17 protein-coding genes are annotated in these 15,369 nt (G+C 71.5%); 5 read left to right on the forward strand and 12 right to left on the reverse strand.

Annotated elements, in window-relative coordinates; genetic code table 11:
- Positions 1-274 precede the first annotated feature (274 nt).
- The 3 genes from ACYVLP_RS20175 to ACYVLP_RS20185 all read left to right on the forward strand — a co-directional run bounded on the left by ACYVLP_RS20175 (position 275) and on the right by ACYVLP_RS20185 (position 2,555).
- Entirely contained in the window at positions 275-745 is a 471-nt protein-coding gene (locus ACYVLP_RS20175) for an RNA polymerase sigma factor (RefSeq protein ID WP_452268938.1), read from the forward strand.
- Entirely contained in the window at positions 738-1,550 is an 813-nt protein-coding gene (locus tag ACYVLP_RS20180; protein WP_460629110.1) for a hypothetical protein, read from the forward strand. The genes ACYVLP_RS20175 and ACYVLP_RS20180 overlap by 8 nt, the downstream gene beginning before the upstream one ends.
- A gap of 165 nt (positions 1,551-1,715) precedes the next feature.
- Positions 1,716-2,555 (forward strand): hypothetical protein, encoded by an 840-nt coding sequence (locus tag ACYVLP_RS20185; RefSeq protein WP_460629111.1) that lies wholly within the window; start codon positions 1,716-1,718, stop codon positions 2,553-2,555.
- 138 nt (positions 2,556-2,693) lie between these two features.
- Here the strand turns inward: ACYVLP_RS20185 and ACYVLP_RS20190 are convergent, their stop codons facing one another.
- The 3 genes from ACYVLP_RS20190 to ACYVLP_RS20200 all read right to left on the reverse strand — a co-directional run bounded on the left by ACYVLP_RS20190 (position 2,694) and on the right by ACYVLP_RS20200 (position 5,042).
- The gene (locus ACYVLP_RS20190) at positions 2,694-3,626 is read right to left on the reverse strand and encodes an RluA family pseudouridine synthase (RefSeq protein WP_452268759.1); all 933 of its coding nucleotides are present in this window, start codon (positions 3,624-3,626) and stop codon (positions 2,694-2,696) included.
- Positions 3,619-4,440, reverse strand: a complete 822-nt coding sequence (locus ACYVLP_RS20195; protein ID WP_460629112.1) for a signal peptidase II — start codon at positions 4,438-4,440, stop codon at positions 3,619-3,621. The genes ACYVLP_RS20190 and ACYVLP_RS20195 overlap by 8 nt, the downstream gene beginning before the upstream one ends.
- 62 nt (positions 4,441-4,502) lie before the next feature.
- Positions 4,503-5,042 (reverse strand): TraR/DksA family transcriptional regulator, encoded by a 540-nt coding sequence (locus ACYVLP_RS20200; protein ID WP_460629113.1) that lies wholly within the window; start codon positions 5,040-5,042, stop codon positions 4,503-4,505.
- Between ACYVLP_RS20200 and ACYVLP_RS20205 the strand changes: the two genes are divergently transcribed.
- Together ACYVLP_RS20205 and ACYVLP_RS20210 are read left to right on the forward strand one after the other, a co-directional pair.
- Positions 5,026-5,799 (forward strand): hypothetical protein, encoded by a 774-nt coding sequence (locus tag ACYVLP_RS20205; RefSeq protein ID WP_460629114.1) that lies wholly within the window; start codon positions 5,026-5,028, stop codon positions 5,797-5,799. The two genes, ACYVLP_RS20200 and ACYVLP_RS20205, sit on opposite strands and share 17 nt — an antisense overlap.
- A 6-nt stretch (positions 5,800-5,805) precedes the next feature.
- A complete protein-coding gene (locus ACYVLP_RS20210; protein WP_460629115.1) occupies positions 5,806-6,090 on the forward strand; it encodes a hypothetical protein in 285 nt (94 codons plus the stop codon).
- Between the two features lie 144 nt (positions 6,091-6,234).
- On the opposite strand, the gene ACYVLP_RS20215 is transcribed toward ACYVLP_RS20210, so the two are convergent.
- The 9 genes from ACYVLP_RS20215 to murG all read right to left on the reverse strand — a co-directional run bounded on the left by ACYVLP_RS20215 (position 6,235) and on the right by murG (position 15,369).
- Positions 6,235-7,446 carry a DivIVA domain-containing protein gene (locus ACYVLP_RS20215; protein ID WP_460629116.1) on the reverse strand — a complete coding sequence of 404 codons (1,212 nt, stop codon included), beginning with the start codon at positions 7,444-7,446 and terminating at the stop codon, positions 6,235-6,237.
- 134 nt (positions 7,447-7,580) lie between these two features.
- Positions 7,581-7,865, reverse strand: a complete 285-nt coding sequence (locus tag ACYVLP_RS20220) for a YggT family protein (protein WP_452268765.1) — start codon at positions 7,863-7,865, stop codon at positions 7,581-7,583.
- A 163-nt stretch (positions 7,866-8,028) separates the two neighbouring features.
- Entirely contained in the window at positions 8,029-8,511 is a 483-nt protein-coding gene (locus tag ACYVLP_RS20225; protein ID WP_452268766.1) for a cell division protein SepF, read from the reverse strand.
- A gap of 41 nt (positions 8,512-8,552) precedes the next feature.
- Positions 8,553-9,278, reverse strand: coding sequence for a YggS family pyridoxal phosphate-dependent enzyme (locus ACYVLP_RS20230; protein ID WP_460629117.1), 726 nt, complete (start codon positions 9,276-9,278; stop codon positions 8,553-8,555).
- Positions 9,275-10,036 (reverse strand): peptidoglycan editing factor PgeF, encoded by a 762-nt coding sequence (gene pgeF, locus ACYVLP_RS20235; RefSeq protein ID WP_460629118.1) that lies wholly within the window; start codon positions 10,034-10,036, stop codon positions 9,275-9,277. Before pgeF ends, ACYVLP_RS20230 begins: the two co-directional genes overlap by 4 nt.
- A 183-nt stretch (positions 10,037-10,219) precedes the next feature.
- Positions 10,220-11,548, reverse strand: coding sequence for a cell division protein FtsZ (gene ftsZ, locus ACYVLP_RS20240; protein WP_460629119.1), 1,329 nt, complete (start codon positions 11,546-11,548; stop codon positions 10,220-10,222).
- 427 nt (positions 11,549-11,975) lie between these two features.
- Positions 11,976-12,782 carry a cell division protein FtsQ/DivIB gene (locus ACYVLP_RS20245; RefSeq protein ID WP_460629575.1) on the reverse strand — a complete coding sequence of 269 codons (807 nt, stop codon included), beginning with the start codon at positions 12,780-12,782 and terminating at the stop codon, positions 11,976-11,978.
- Entirely contained in the window at positions 12,782-14,257 is a 1,476-nt protein-coding gene (gene murC / locus ACYVLP_RS20250) for a UDP-N-acetylmuramate--L-alanine ligase (RefSeq protein WP_460629120.1), read from the reverse strand. The genes ACYVLP_RS20245 and murC overlap by 1 nt, the downstream gene beginning before the upstream one ends.
- Positions 14,254-15,369, reverse strand: a complete 1,116-nt coding sequence (gene murG, locus ACYVLP_RS20255) for an undecaprenyldiphospho-muramoylpentapeptide beta-N-acetylglucosaminyltransferase (RefSeq protein ID WP_460629121.1) — start codon at positions 15,367-15,369, stop codon at positions 14,254-14,256. Before murG ends, murC begins: the two co-directional genes overlap by 4 nt.

Raw genomic sequence — 15,369 nt, forward strand, 5'->3', positions numbered from 1 at the left:
AGTCGGGCTGTTCGGCGACCTTTCACCTCGACCGGAGGTGCCGGCGCCCACGATCGCGAACCGATCGGCGCGCGGCGGTGTAGACAGGTCGACAGCACGGCACCATCGCAGGTGAGCCCGGCCACGGCGAGGCTGCGGGCGCACAGCTCAGCGGGCGAGGCTGCAGGGAGAGGACTGCACGGACAGGGCGGAGGCACCGATCGACACGGCGCAGGAGGCGGCGGCACTGGCTCGCGCTCGCCGGGGGGACCCGGCGGCATACGCGGTCCTGGTGATGCTGCACGCCCCGATGGCCAAGCGGCTCGCTGTGCTCTCGGGTGCCGGCAACGAGGCCGACGACGTGGTGCAGGAGGCGTTCGTGAAGGCGTACCGGGCCCTGCCGCGCTACCGCGACGGCGCGGGTTTCCGGCCGTGGCTGCTGCGGATCGTCGTGAACGAGACCCGGAACCTGCAGCGCGGCCGCAGCCGGCGGGCGCTGCGGGAGCTGCGGGTCGCGGGCGAGGAGGCCGTGGTCCAGCACGTCGCGGATCCCGCCGACGAGGCCGTGACGACGACCCGCCGCGCCGCCCTCCTCGAGGCTGTCAGCGCCCTGCCCGACGACCTGCGCGAGGTCGTCACGTGCCGCTACCTGCTGGAGCTCTCGGAGGCGGAGACGGCGCAGACCCTGGGGATCCCGGCCGGCACCGTGAAGTCGAGGCTGCACCGGGCGCTCGGGTCGCTGCGGGAGGTGATGGCCGATGCCTGAGCCAAGCTTCGACGTCCTCGAGCGCGAGCTGGTCGAGCTCGGCCGGTCGATCGTCACCGCGCCCCCGCCCGACGACCTCGTGGCGGCCGTGCTCGCACGGATCGACGTGGGTCCCGACCCGGCATCCGACCCCTCCGGCGGTGCGGTCCTCGGCGGGTCCAGCCCGGCAGGCCCTTCGGCCCGGCGCTGGCTCCACGGGCGACGTCTCGGCTGGGCGATCGCCGCCGCGACGGTGCTCCTGCTCGCCCTGATCCCACCCGTCCGGGCAGCCGTCCTCGAGCTGCTGCGGATCGGCGGGGTCGTCGTCCGGGAGGAACCGGCGCCGCGCGGACTGCCGACCACAGCTCCCGGGGCCACGATCGCGCCCGAGCCCGGGGCCACGGCGGCCACGCTTGCGGAGGCCGAGCGGGCGGTCGGATCCCACATCGCGGTGCCCGTGGCCCTCGGCCCTCCGTCCCAAGTCGCCGTCGCCCGTGAGGGCCGGCTCGCCGAGCTGACCTGGGTCCGCGACGGACGGACCACCAGGCTCGACGTCTTTGCCGGGTCGCTCTCGTGGGGCTACCTCAAGACGGTGTGGAATGCGGTGACCCCGACCCAGGTGAGCGGCGACGAGGCGGTGTGGTTCGGGTCGCCCCACCTCATCGAGTGGGTCGACCGCACCGGGACCACCCACCGCGACCAGCCCCGGCTCGCCGGCCCGACCCTGGTCTGGGTGGTGCCCGGCCAGTCGGCCGAGGTGACGTACCGGCTCGAAGGCCCGAGGACCCTCGCGGAGGCGATCGAGATCGCCCAGTCTGCCCGCTGACCGCGAGCCGAACCACCGACGCGGCGGCGGTGTTGTGTCACCGACGGGACTGGTCGAGTGGCGACTCGCCACCGGTCCCGGGCAGCCAGCACATCGGCCCCCGACCGGCATACCCAGGATCGGAGGGCTCCGGCCGTCCCACCGGCATACGACAGGAGGCAGCTCATGACCCCACGACCGCCCTCACGGAGGCAGATCCGCTGCTCGACACGCGAAGCACCCCGCGGGCGCGTGCGCCTGGCGCGCCGGCTGGTCGCGGCCGGGGCTGCGACGGTTGCCGCGCTCGTCGGCGCGCTGCTCGTCGGGGCCTCGCCCGCTGTTGCGGGCGGGCCCACCTCGGTCCTCATCGTCAACTACGACCAGTCGCGCGCGAGCGGCGCCCTGACCGGAAGCCCGGCCTACGAAAGCCTCTCTCGGGCGCTGGACGTCATGAACGCACCGGTCGGCGAGTCCCGCCCCAAGGACAGCTTCATGAGCAGCCAGCTCCGCCTCACGTGGATGATCCACGACGTGTCGCCGTGGCGGATCGACGCGATCTACCTGGACGGCAAGGACGTGTGGGTCAGCACGACGCTCTCCTACGACAGCACGAGCCTGTTCGACAAGCCGGCCATCTGGCACCGGCCGGCCGACGCCACCCTGCTCGTGGACACCCTCACCTCGCTCGGCGTGATCGGCGACGCCCCTTCGTCGTCCGCAACGCCACGCTCCACCGCGACCGCCGCGCCTGCAGCCCAGTCGGCTCCCACCGCGCCGACGGCCTCCCGGGTCTCCAGCGGCTACCCGTGGTGGCTGACGCTGGTGGCGGCCATAGCCGCGCTGGGCGTCGGCTTCGTCGTCGGACGAGCCCGGAGGCCCGGGGCAGGCGTCCCGGCGACTGCCAGTGACGACGACGGTATGCCGGCCAGTGCCCCGGGCGCGTCTGGGCAGGGTGGTGCCCCGACGTTCCAGGGCGGCACCGACGAGCAGGCACGCCCGGCACCCGTCGGGTTCACATCGGACTAGGCACGCCCCCACTGACCGTTCCCCGGCAACACACCCGGAAACCGGCTGGTTGGCCTAGTTGCAACTATGGTGACCAGCCGGTTTCCGGGTGTGTTGCGGTCGGCTACTCGGGGTGACCGTCAGGTTGAGGGTGAAGGTCTAGAACGTGGCGACGATGTCGAGGGCCCGCTGCAGGTCGGCGGGGTACTCGCTCTCGAAGTGGACGTACTCCCCCGTGCCTGGGTGCTCGAAGCCGAGCCCGACGGCGTGCAGCCACTGGCGCTCGAGGCCCAGTCGCGCCGCGAGCTTCGGGTCCGCACCGTAGAGCGGGTCACCACAGCACGGGTGGTGCAGCGCCGCGAAGTGCACCCTGATCTGGTGCGTACGGCCCGTCTCGAGATGGATGTCGAGCAGGCTCGCGTGACGGAACGCCTCGATGACCTCGTAGTGAGTCACCGAGGGCTTCCCACTTCTCATGACGGCGAACTTGTACTCGTGTCCGGGATGCCGCCCGATCGGAGCGTCGATCGTGCCGACGACGGGGTCCGGGAGGCCCTGGACGAGCGCGTGGTACGTCTTGTCGACGCTGCGGCTGCGGAACGCCTGCTTGAGCCGGGAGTAGGCATACTCGCTCTTGGCCACCACCATGAGCCCCGAAGTGCCCACGTCGAGCCGGCTGACGATGCCCTGTCGCTCCGGTGCCCCCGAGGTGGATATGCGGTAGCCGGCGGCGGCCAGCCCCCCGACGACGTCCGGGCCGTTCCACCCCACGCTCGGGTGGGCAGCGACCCCCACGGGCTTGTCGACCACGACGATGTCGTCGTCGTCGTGGACGATGCGCATGCCGGGGACCGGCTCCGCCACGACCTGCAGGGACGGGCTCTCCTCGGGCCTCGGCAGCGACACCTCGAGCATGGACCCCGCCGAGAGGCGCTCGGACTTGGCGACCGCCTTGCCGTCGAGCACGACGTGCCCGTCGGCGGCGAGGTCGGCCGCCTTGGTGCGGGAGAGGCCGAACAGGCGGGCCACGCCTGCGTCGACGCGCTCGCCCTCGAGACCGTCCGGCACGAGGACCGTGCGCACGTCAGGCATCGTCACGCTCCCCCGGCGCCGCGCCGCTCGCGTCCGGCGTCACGTGGCTCGTCGCCGCCCTCGGTGCGCCGTCCTTCGCGTCGTCGGGCGCGGTCACGGTTGCGTGGTCGGGCGCGGTCACGGTCGCGCCGTCGGGCGCGGTCACGGTCGCCTCGTCAGCCAGATCGGCGGTCGCGTGGTCGCGCACGGTCACGGTGGCGTCATCAGTCCCGTCGGCGATCGTCTGCGTTGGCACGCGCGCTGGTGCAGCCTCCGCCGGCTCCGGCGCGTCGACATCGCCGTGCGAGCGATGCTCGCGACGCCCGTCGACGCCGATCCCGACCATCGCGAGGATGACGATGAGGATCGCCGCACTGACGATCCAGATGTCGGCGACGTTGCCGATGAACCACTGGTTGTAGTTGATGAAGTCGACGACGTGGCCCTGACCACCGCCCGGTGGACGGACGAAACGGTCGGTGAGGTTGCCCACCGCGCTGCCGAGCAGCAGGCCCAGGGCCAGCGCCCACGCCCACGAGCCGAGTTGGCGCGCCACGAGGATGATCGCAACGAGGACCGCGAGGGCGATCCCGGTCATGATCCACGTGTTGTTCGCTCCGAGCGACAGCGCCGCGCCCGGGTTGCCGATCAGACGGAAGCTGAGGAAGCTGCCGAGCAGAGGTCGCGACTCGCCGTCGGCGAGCACGTCGAGGGCGATCGCCTTGCTCACCTGGTCGGTCGCGTAGGCGAGGATGGCGACGGTGGCGAGCAGCGCGAACAGACGCTTGCGCCGCGCCGCGGTCGGGCGGGATGTCTCAGTGGGGGTACTGGTCACGGTATCTGGGGCGGACACGCCGTCGACGCCCACAGGGGGCGTCGACGCGGCGTGGCTCTGGGTCAGTGGCGGTCTTGCTTCTCCTGGCATGTCATGCACAGGGTCGCACGAGGACGGGCTTGGAGTCGAAGTTTGCCGATCGGGTTGCCGCAGTTCTCGCAGATCCCGTAGGTGCCGGCCTCGAGCTGCTCGAGCGCGTGCTCCGCCTGGCGGAGGCTGCCGCGAGCGTTGGCAGCGACCGAGATCTCGTGCTGGCGCTCGGCGGTCATGGCACCCGCGTCGGCCTGGTCGTCGCCCGCGCCGTCACCGGAGGCGCGCAGGAGGTCATCCAGCTCTTCCTCGGCCACCTGAAGCTCCTGCCGGTGCTGCTCGATCTCCTCCAGGAGGACCTCGCGGACCTCACTGATCTCGGCCTCGCTCCATGGGCTCTCGTCGTCCTTGACGCGCAGCTGCTCGGCGATGCGTCGAGCGCTGGTCTGCGTCGTGGCGGCCGCGCTGCCGGCGCTCTTGGCTGCGCCGCGTGATGCCGTCTTCTTCGCGGTGGCCGCACTGGGTGCGGCCGTGGCCGCCGTGCGGGACCCTGCGGTGGAACTCGTCGTCACTGCTGCCTTCTTGGTTCGGTTCGCCGTGGCTTTCGCGACCGGGCGGGCCGCCGTCGCCTTGGCTGTGGATGTCGTGCCAGCGGCGGACTTGCGTGCCGTCGCCTTCGTGGCTGTCGTGCCAGCCGTCTTGGAGGCCGTCCTGGCGGCCGTCTTGGTGGCCGTCCCGTTGGCGGCCGCACGGGTCTGGGCGGCGGTTGCGGCCTTCTTCGTGGCGGCCGCCTTCGTGGCCGCCCGCGTGGCCGTGGCCGGCGTCGGGTCCGCGCCCTTGACGCCGGCCCTGCTCGTCGCCGTCCTGGGTGCTGCCTTCGTGGCGGTCTTCGCCGCCGCCTTCGTGGAGGTCTTCGCCGCCGTCTTCGTGGCGGTCTTCGCCGCCGTCTTCGTGGCGGTCTTCGCCGCCGTCTTCGTGGCGGTCTTCGTCACAGGCTTCGTCGCAGCCTTGCTGGCTGCCTTGGTGGCGGTCTTCGTGCCCGCCTTGGCCGCGGGTGACTTCTTCGCTGCCGCTTTGGTGGCCGTCCTGGTCGCATCGACCGCTTTGGTCACGGCCTTGGCGGTGGAGTTGGACGTCGACCTCGCCGTCGTGGCGGACCTCGGCGTGGCCTTCGCGGCGGCCTTGCTTGCGACACCAGCCACCTTGGTCGCCGCCTTGACGACGGTCTTCGTGGCCGCCTTCGCTTTCGTGGCCACCTTCGCCGTGGGAGCCGCGGCCTTGCGCACCGCTGCCTTGGGGGACGCCGTGGCGCTCGCCGCGGAGGTTTGAGCACGCTTGGCCGACGTGCTCTTGGCCGGTCTTGCCGGAGAGGTGGCGGACGAGGGTCTGGCGGTCTTCGCCGCGGTCGCGGCCTTGCTCGTGGCCTTGCTCGTGGCCTTGCTCGTGGCCTTGCTCGTGGCCTTGGTCGTGGCTGTGCCGGTCGCCGTGCTCGCGGGCTTGCTCGTCGTGCTTCGCGTGCCCTTGGTCGGTGTCCTGCTCGTGCTCTTCGCGGCGGTCTTCACCGCCGTCGTCTTCTTCGCCGCCATCAGACCCCTCCGTCGCTCATGCCGCCGACGTTGACAAGTGGGGCTGACAATAAGCCCCGCACGTGCCACGCACAAACGCGAAACGCATGCTGGGGCCAACTGTTCGCCTCTGACATACAACGCAGGCCGGCCGAGAACGTTCCCGGACGGCCTGCGTGCGTCTGTATGAGGTGGTGGCTCAGCCCTGCCCGCCGTTCCCGGCGTTCGCGGCCGCCGGCTCCTGGACGTTCGTGTCCAGGTCGTGCAGCTGGCCTTCGATGTAGGACTTGAGGTTCGAGCGGTAGTTCTTCTCAAAGCCCCGCAGCTCGGCGATCCGGCGGTCGAGCAGGCCCTTCTGCTTGTCGAGCTCCTCGAGCAGAGCCGCCTTCTTCTGCTGCGCCTCGGCGACCATGCCGGTCGAGCGCTCGCGAGCCTCGGTCAGCATCTCGTCCCGGCGCGCGGTCGCCTCGGAGAGCATCTGGTCGCGCTGGCTCGTGGCCTCGGAGAGCATCTGGTCGCGCTGGGCGACGGCGGTCGAGGAGATCTGCTCGGCCTCACGCGTCAGCTGGTCGTGGCGCGACTGGGCGGTGCTGAGCAGCTCGTCGTGTCGCGCCTGAGCCGTAGCGAGCAGCTCACGGTGCCGGTTCTCCGCTTCGGAGATGAGCTCGTTGCGGCGCGTCTCACCGGCAGCGACGTGCTCGTCGTGCAGCCGCTGGGCCAGCGCGATGACGCCCGCGGCGTCGGCGTTGACCGCTGCCGGGGTGGCGGCAGCTGCGGCGGCCACAGCCGGAGCCTTGGCGGCCTCGTCGCGCAGGCGGGCTGCGCTGGCGCTGGCGGCATCGGCGTCGGCCTGCGCGCGAGCGGCACGCTCATCGGCCGACCGAGCGTTCTCGAGCGCCTTGGCGAGCTGGGCCTCGGCATCGGCGACCTGGGTGTTGAGACCGTTGAGCTTGGCCTGGGCGTCGTTGAGAGCCTGCGAGTCGACGGCCGCCTTCGCTGCGGCCTCGGCGCGCTCGGCCTCGGCCTTGGCGCGGTCGATCCGCTCCCTGGCGAGGCGCTCGGCGTTGTCCGCGTCCGCCTTGGCCTTGGCCGCTCGGTCCGTCGCGGCCTTGAAGGCGCGCTCGGCGTCCTGGATCTTCGCCGTGAGGCCGCCGAGCTTGGCGTCGTCGCCGGGGCGTCCGACCGCCGGCATGGCAGCGGTCGGCCCGTCGGCGCCGCGGACGGCCGACTGGTTCTTGCTGGCGCGGCAGTCGTTGAGCTGCTTCAGGTAGTCGTCACGCTGCTCGATGAGCGAACGCATCTCCGCCACGATCTCGTCCAGGAAGTCGTCAACGTCCCGCTCCTCGTAGCCACGACGGAACTGCGTGGTTTGGAAGTGCTTGTTGAGCACCTGCTCTGGCGTAAGCGCCATGTGTCACCTCGATACAGACGTAATGGTTCGGGCCAACGGTATCTAACGTTCCGGTCACGAACCAAAGCCATCGCCGAAGCTGTGTGTCAGGACAGCCACGCCGACCCCCGTCCGGCTGCCGACCACCCCGCTCTTCAGAAGAAGCTCGGCACGTTGAGGGCCAGCGAAGTGAGCAGCATCAGGACGAGAAAGCTGAGGTCGAGCCGGACACCCCCGAGGTTCGGCGACGGGATCACCTTGCGCAGTGCGCGCAGGGGCGGATCCGTGACGGTGTAGACCGCCTCGGCGATGACGAGGACGAGCCCGGTCGGGCGCCAGGACCGAGCCAGGACCTGCACCCAGTCGATGACGAACCGACCGATGAGGGCGATGAAGAAGGCAAAGACCACCACCCCGTAGATCGTCCAGAACGCATCCATGTCCGCCAGTGTCGCTGATGTCGCTGGATTCGTGTGAACCGGGGTGCCGAATCGAGACGGAGTCGATAGCAGGAGGTGACGCGGTCGAGCCCCGCTCCCGTGGTGGGGCGGGGCTCGACCGTGGTCCGAGCGGACGGGACAGAAGGGACAGGAGCGGCCTCGTTCAGCTCTGGTTGAAGAAGCCGCGGGTCGAGGCGGCGGGCGGCTCTGGCTCGTCGGCGGAGATCTCGACGTGCGAGGGCGACAGGAGGAACACCTTGGAGGTGACTCGCTCGATCGTGCCGTGCAGGCCGAAGACGAGACCGGCGGCGAAGTCGACGAGGCGCTTGGCGTCGGCGTCGTCCATGTCGCTGAGGTTCATGATCACCGGGACGCTGTCGCGGAACCACTCCCCGATGTTCTTGGCCTCGTTGTAGGTGCGTGGGTGGATCGTCGTGATCCGGTTGAGTCGCCCGACCTCTACGTCGCGCACGACCGCGGCCACAGGGCGCTTCGTCGGCAGCGGCGTGACGGCGGCGGTGTGCTCGGGCTCGTCGTCGTAGCGATCGGAGTCGTCGTAGGTGTCGTAGTCGTCATAGCGTTCATGACGCTGGTCCTCCTCGCTGAGTCCGAGGTACACCATCGTCTTGCGTAGTGCCCCTGCCATGGCCAACTCCCAAACCGTCGGATTGTGGTTCCCACCCGACGTTACAGAAGTGACGGGCGTGATCCGAGGATTGCGGTACCGACACGCAGGTGTGTCGCCCCGTTCCGAACGGCTGCCTCGAGGTCGCCACTCATGCCCGCGGAGACCCAGTCAGCGCCGGGATGACGTGCACGTATGCCGTCCGCCACCTCCCGGAGCCGGGCGAAGGCGTCGTCGGCGTCGGCGCCCAACGGGGCCACCGCCATGACCCCGGCCAGGCGGAGCAGGCCTTGTGCTGCAACGGAGTCCGCGAGCTCGGTGAGGTCCTCTGGCAGCGCGCCACCGCGGCTGGTGTCGCCGTCGAGACTGACCTGGAGCAGGACGGAGAGCTGCCGGTCCGCCAGGTGGGCCCCCTTCCCGAGGGCATCGACGAGCCTCCGCCGGTCGACCGACTGGACGACATCGGCATACCCGGCGACGTGCCGCGCCTTGTTGCTCTGGAGCTGCCCGATGAAGTGGAACGTCGGGTCCTCGTCCCCGGCTTCGGCGACCAGGCGCCGCACCTGCCGGAACTTCTCGCCCGCCTCCTGGTCGCGGTTCTCACCGAAATGGCGCACGCCGAGCCGGTGGAGCAACAGCACATCCGATGCCGGGAAGTACTTGGTGACGACGACGAGCGTCACCTCGGCCGGGTCACGGCGGGCATCGGCGCAGCCGCGGGCTATGCGCCCGTGCACGCCGTCGAGGTTGTGGGCGAGCTCTTCGAGCCGCTGCTGCTCGGCGGTCATGCCGGACCGCGATCGAGGAGACCCGTGCGCAGCGCCACGAGGCCCGCGAACCGCCCGGTCCGCCGGTCGCGGCGGTAGGAGTACAGGTCTCCGGACTCGCGAGTGCATCCTGGGATCCATTGCACCGCAACGCCGTTGGCCACCAACTGCTCCACCACGCCGGCTCCAACGTCGATCGCAGTCGTGCCGGTCCACGACCTCGCGGCGCTCGCGGGTGACACCGCGGCCGCGGCCAGCGCCATCTCGTCGGGGACCTCGTAGCACCGGCCACAGACGGACGGCCCGACCGTCGCATGGATCGACCTGGCGCCGAGGTCGCGCATGGCCCCGACTGCTTCACCGACGATCCCCTCGAGCATTCCTGGGCGGCCGGCGTGCACGGCGCCGACGACGCCGGCCTCGCCGTCGTGCAGGAGCACGGGCACGCAGTCGGCAACGAGCACGCCCAGAGCCAGGTCGGCTGCGCGAGAGACGATCCCGTCGGCCTCGGGAACCGGGCCGGCCCACGGGCCGGCGACCTCGACGACCGTGCTGCCGTGCACCTGGTTCATGAAGACGACGCGGTCACGAGGCAGCTCGAGCTCGGTTGCCAGTGCGGTCCGGTTGTCCTCGACCTCCGCCGGGCTGTCGCCGACGTGGCCGCCGAGGTTGAGCCCGGCATACGGCCCGCTCCCCCGTCCGGCCGACCTCCCCGTGAAGCCGACCTCGACGAGTCGGTCGGGGTCGTCGGTCGGGACCGCAGCTCGCCAGTAGAACACGGGGACCAACCTAACGGGTGCGGTTGTCCCCAGACTTTGGGCGGGACCGTCCCCGAGGCACACACGGATGACCAGGCGGGCCGGGCGATGGCTCCGCCGGGACGAGTGAGCACCTCGCTCCGCGGGTCATGCCGGGAGGAGGTGCTCACTCGATCGGGGCCGACCGGTCCCAGGCGTGGGTGGCTACTTGAGGAAGTCGGGGACGTCGAGGTCGTCGGCGTCCTCGAAGGTGACCTGACGGGGCGGCGCCTGCATGTGGTTCGACCCGGCGTGGTTCGCCGCGGCGTGACCTGGCTGCCCGTTGCTCGCGGTCGCAGCGGCCGGCGCAGGCTGGGCCGGGGCCTGGTGGACGGGAGCGGGGTGCTGCGCCGGGAGCTGCTGCGCAGCGGGCGCCGGCGCGGTGGCCTGCGGAGCCGGAGCCAGCGGCGTGCTCGGCAGTGCGTGGTCGACGTGCCCGCCATTGGTGTAGGGCGCGGAGGGAGCGGCCGGGCGGCTGGAGGCGGCGGGCTGGCTGCGGCCCATGACCTGGCCGAGCGCCCGGTCGTCCTCGCGCTTGGTGGGTCCGCCGCTGTCGAAGCCGGCCGCGATCACGGTGACCCGAACCTCGTCGCCCAGTGCGTCGTCGATGACCGCGCCGAAGATGATGTTGGCCTCCGGGTGCGCCGCCTCCTGCACGAGCCGGGCCGCCTCGTTGATCTCGAAGAGACCGAGGTCCGAGCCGCCCTGCACCGAGAGCAGGACACCGTGGGCGCCGTCGATCGAGGCCTCGAGCAGCGGCGAGCTGATGGCCAGCTCGGCAGCCTGGACGGCGCGGTCCTCCCCTCGCGCGGAGCCGATGCCCATGAGCGCCGAGCCGGCACCCTGCATGACGGACTTGACGTCCGCGAAGTCGAGGTTGATGAGACCAGGGGTCGTGATCAGGTCGGTGATGCCCTGGACACCGGAGAGGAGCACCTGGTCTGCGGACCGGAACGCATCCATCATCGAGACGTTGCGGTCGCTGATCGACAGCAGCCGGTCGTTGGGGATGACGATGAGGGTGTCGACGTCCTCGCGAAGGTGCCCGATGCCGGCCTCGGCCTGGTTGGCGCGCCGGCGGCCCTCGAACGTGAACGGGCGCGTGACGACGCCGATGGTCAGGGCTCCGAGGCTCTTGGCGATGCGGGCAACGACCGGGGCGCCGCCGGTGCCGGTGCCGCCGCCCTCACCGGCGGTGACGAAGACCATGTCGGCCCCCTTGAGGACCTCCTCGATCTCCTCCGTGTGGTCCTCGGCGGCCTTGCGGCCGACCTCCGGGTCGGCGCCGGCGCCGAGGCCGCGCGTGAGCTCGCGCCCCACGTCGAGCTTGACGTCGGCGTCGCTCATGAGCAGCGCCTGCGCATCGGTGTTGATGGCGATGAACTCGACTCCCTTGAGCCCGACCTCGATCATGCGATTGATGGCATTGACGCCGCCGCCGCCGATGCCGACGACCTTGATGACGGCCAAGTAGTTCTGCGGTGCTGCTGCCACGAGAGTGGGCCTTCCTGACTGGTGGTGCGGTACTGCAAATGGGTCTTTTGCTTGGGCGCTTTGTCGGGGATGTGCCATGGTTCGTCCCGAGCCGCTTGCCCCTCAAACCTTAAACGTAGGGATAAAGGTTACAGTTTGGTCACGAACCAGTGCCCCGACGGTATGACGTGCCGGTAGGCCGATCAACCAAGGCCCCGGCGTGTCGTCCGGGCAGTTCCGCAGTTTCCCGGAGGGACACCACACCGGTCACTCGAGCACCACCGGACACACGAGCCACCCTCGGCCCAGCGGCACGTCCCGGTCTCGCGCCTCCCTGTCACCCCGGCCGGCCGGGCTCGAGCCAGCCCGGAGCCGGCCCTGCAGCGCCCGCCACGATGCGTCGCGCCGCGGCGTCGTGGGCGCGGGCAGCGCCGTCCGGCAACCGGGCTCAGCGGGTGACAGGCGACGACGGGACACTGACGTCGATCGTCGAACCAGGCTGTGGCAGAAGGATTTTCACGAGCTTCGCCTTCAGCTCCCCGGAGCCGGCACCGCCCCAGACCACGGTCTTGCGGGCGCCCTTGTCGGGCTTGATCGTGAAGGTGACCTGGTCGGCCACGGACACCGTGACGCCGGAGACGGCGGCGCGCAGCTTGGGCTCCAGCGAGCCGAGAGCCTGGAGTGCTGCCGCGACGCCCTGAGCCGACACCTGGTCCGCGCTCGACGTGACGAGAGGCACGCCGGGTGGGGCCGAGGCGACGGTCCGGAAGGCGAACCCCTCGCGATCCACGACGTCCACCTGACCCTGAGGGTTGCGCACGGCGAGGACCGCCACGCGCGGGATGACCGTGACCACGACGGTGTGGGGCAGGCTTCGGCTCACGCTGACATCGGTCCACTCGCGGGCGGCGACGACCCGGCGTGTCACGGCGTCGGTGTCGACCCGCAGCAGCGGAACCCCGAGTGGCACGGCCGCCGTCGACCTGACCTGCGCGGCGGCGGGGCCGGTGACGCCTCGGACCTCGACCGTCGTCGCGTTCAGGGCAGTGCTGAACCATCCGAGCCAGACGGCGACGCCGGCCAGCAGGAGTGCCACGACGAGAACGGCCAGAATGACCCGTGGCCGGCGTCTGGCCGCCGCCGCGCGACGCTCGAACCGGGCCAGCGAGGACGACACCCCCTTGCCACCGCTCGCCCCGCCGCTCGCCCGGCCACCATGTCCGGAACGCCGGCGAGCACTCCCCCGCTCGAGCATCACCCGGGACCACCGCCGAGCAGGCGCAGCACTTCCGGCCCGACCATCGTCACGTCACCCGCACCGATCGTCAGGACGAGGTCGCCGGGGCGAGCCAGTCCGGCCACGGTGGGCGGCGCCTCGGACCAGGAGGCGACGTAGTGCACCTCGGCAGCGGGCCGGGCCGCACGCACCGCATCGGCCACGAGCTGCCCGGAGACGCCTGGGACCGGATCCTCGCGAGCGGCATACACATCCATCACGACCACGACGTCGGCGGGTGAGAGTCCGGCGCCCAGCTCGGTCGCGAAGTCACGGGTGCGGCTGTAGAGGTGCGGCTGGAAGACGGCCACCAGCCGACCCGACCCACCGACGAGATCCTTGGCGGTCTCGACCACGGCCGCGACCTTTCCGGCGTTGTGCGCATAGTCGTCGACGACGACGACGCCGCCGGCCTCGCCCTTGGGCTCGAACCGCCTCCGGGTGCCGGTGAACGAGGCCAGTCCCGCGAGCACCCGCTCGGGCTGCTGGCCGAGGCCGTGGACGGCTGCGGCATACGCAGCGGCCGCGTTGAGCGCGTTGTGGCGCCCTGGCACCGCCAGGGTCATCGTGTGCTCGGCGCCGGCGTCGACCAGCCCGACGGTCGCCGTGACACCGTCGGCGCGGTGGTCGTGCAGGCGTACGTCCGCATCGGGCGAGAAGCCGTAGGTGACCACCCGGGTGCCGGTCGACCGGGCGCGCTCCGCGAGGGTCACTGCGCCCACGTCATCGGCACAGGTGACGAGCAGGCCGCCCGGCCGGATCGTGCCGACGAACGCGGCATAGGCCGCCTGAACGACCGTGAAGCTGTCATAGAAGTCGAGGTGGTCCGGCTGGACGTTCGTGACGACCGCGATCTCGGGGCGGTAGACGACGAAGGACCCGTCGCTCTCGTCCGCCTCGACCACGAAGATGTCATCGGTGCCGTCATGGGCGTTCGTGCCGTGCTTGGCGAGCTCGCCGCCGACGGCGAAGGACGGGTCCAGACCGCATCCCTGAAGCGCCACCGTCAGCATCGAGGTCGTCGTCGTCTTGCCGTTGGCGCCGGCCACGGCAACTGGTCGGCGGCCGTGCATGAGTGCGGCGAGGCCCTGAGCGCGGTGCAGCACGCGCACCCCGCGGGCCCGGGCGGCGACGAGCTCGACGTTGTCGTCGCGGATCGACGAGCTCATGACGACCGCGTCGGCGCGCTCCTGGTGCGCCTCGTGGAAGCCGACCCAGACACCGGCGCCCTCGCTCTCCAGAGCCTTGAGCACCGGGACGTCCTTGGCGTCGCTGCCCGTGACGGGGATGCCACGCGCCAGCATGATGCGGGCGACGCCCGACATCCCGGCGCCGCCGATGGCGAGGAAGTGGACACGGCCGAGGTCCTTCGCGTCCGGCACCGGCGCCCTGAAGTCGAAGCGGGCCGCCGCGAACGGGTCGTCGACGGACGGGGTGTGGGGGCTGACGGTCATGACGGCCTCCCGCCCGCGAGGCCCTCGGCAGCCGCAGCGTCCACCATGTCGGCGAGGCGCTCGTCGGCGGCAGGCTCGCCCAGCGCGCGGCTCGCCGCCGCCATCCGGGCGACCCGGGCACTGTCGGTGACCAGTGGCACCAGGTGGGTGTCGATCCAGGTCGGCGTGAAGGACGCGTCGTCGACGAGCAGTCCGCCTCCGGCGTCGAGCACCTCGGCGGCGTTGAGGCGCTGCTCACCGTTGCCGATCGGCAAGGGCACGTAGACCGCGGGCAGGCCGACCGCGGTCAGCTCGCAGACGGTGTTGGCTCCGGAGCGGGCCACGACGAGGTCGGCAGCGGCATACGCGAGCTCCATCCGGTCGGCGTAGGGCAGGACGACGTAGGGGGCACCGTGCTCCGGCACGTCGGGGACGAACTCCTTGCCGAGGCCGGTCACGTGCAGCACCTGCACGCCCGCACTGCTGAGCTGCGCCACGCGAGCGCTGAAGGCGTCGTTGAGCCGCTGCGCGCCGAGGGACCCGCCCGTGACGAGAACGGTGGGCAGCTCGGGCGCGAGGCCGAACCCGGCCCGCGCGTCCACTCGTCTCGCCTCGCGGTCGAGCGTTGCGACCTCGCGCCGCAGGGGCATCCCGACCCGGGTCGCATGCCTCAGCGCCGTGCCGCCGAAGGTGGTCGCGACATGGCTCGTCCACCGGGCGCCGATGCGGTTGGCCAGGCCGGCCCGAGCGTTCTGCTCGTGCACCACGATGGGGACGTGGCGCCGCCGCGCCGCCAGGTATGCCGGGGTGCTGACGTAGCCGCCGAAGCCGACCACCACGTCCGCCCCCGTCTCGTCGATCGCCCGGCCGGCGGCCTCCACGGCCGACTTGAGCCGGCCGGGCAGCCGGAGCAGGTCGCCGCTCGGGCGCCGAGGCAGCGGCACCTTCGGCACGAACCGCAGGTCGAAGCCGCGGGCCGGGACGAGCCGCGCCTCGAGTCCCTCCTGCGTGCCGAGGGCGGTCACGCGCAGGCCCGGGTGGCGGCGCACCAGGGCGTCGGCGAGTGCGAGCAGCGGCGAGACGTGACCGGCGCTGCCTCCCCCAGCGAGCAGGACCGAGGTTGGCGAGGACAA

This window comes from Intrasporangium mesophilum (genome assembly GCF_054783095.1).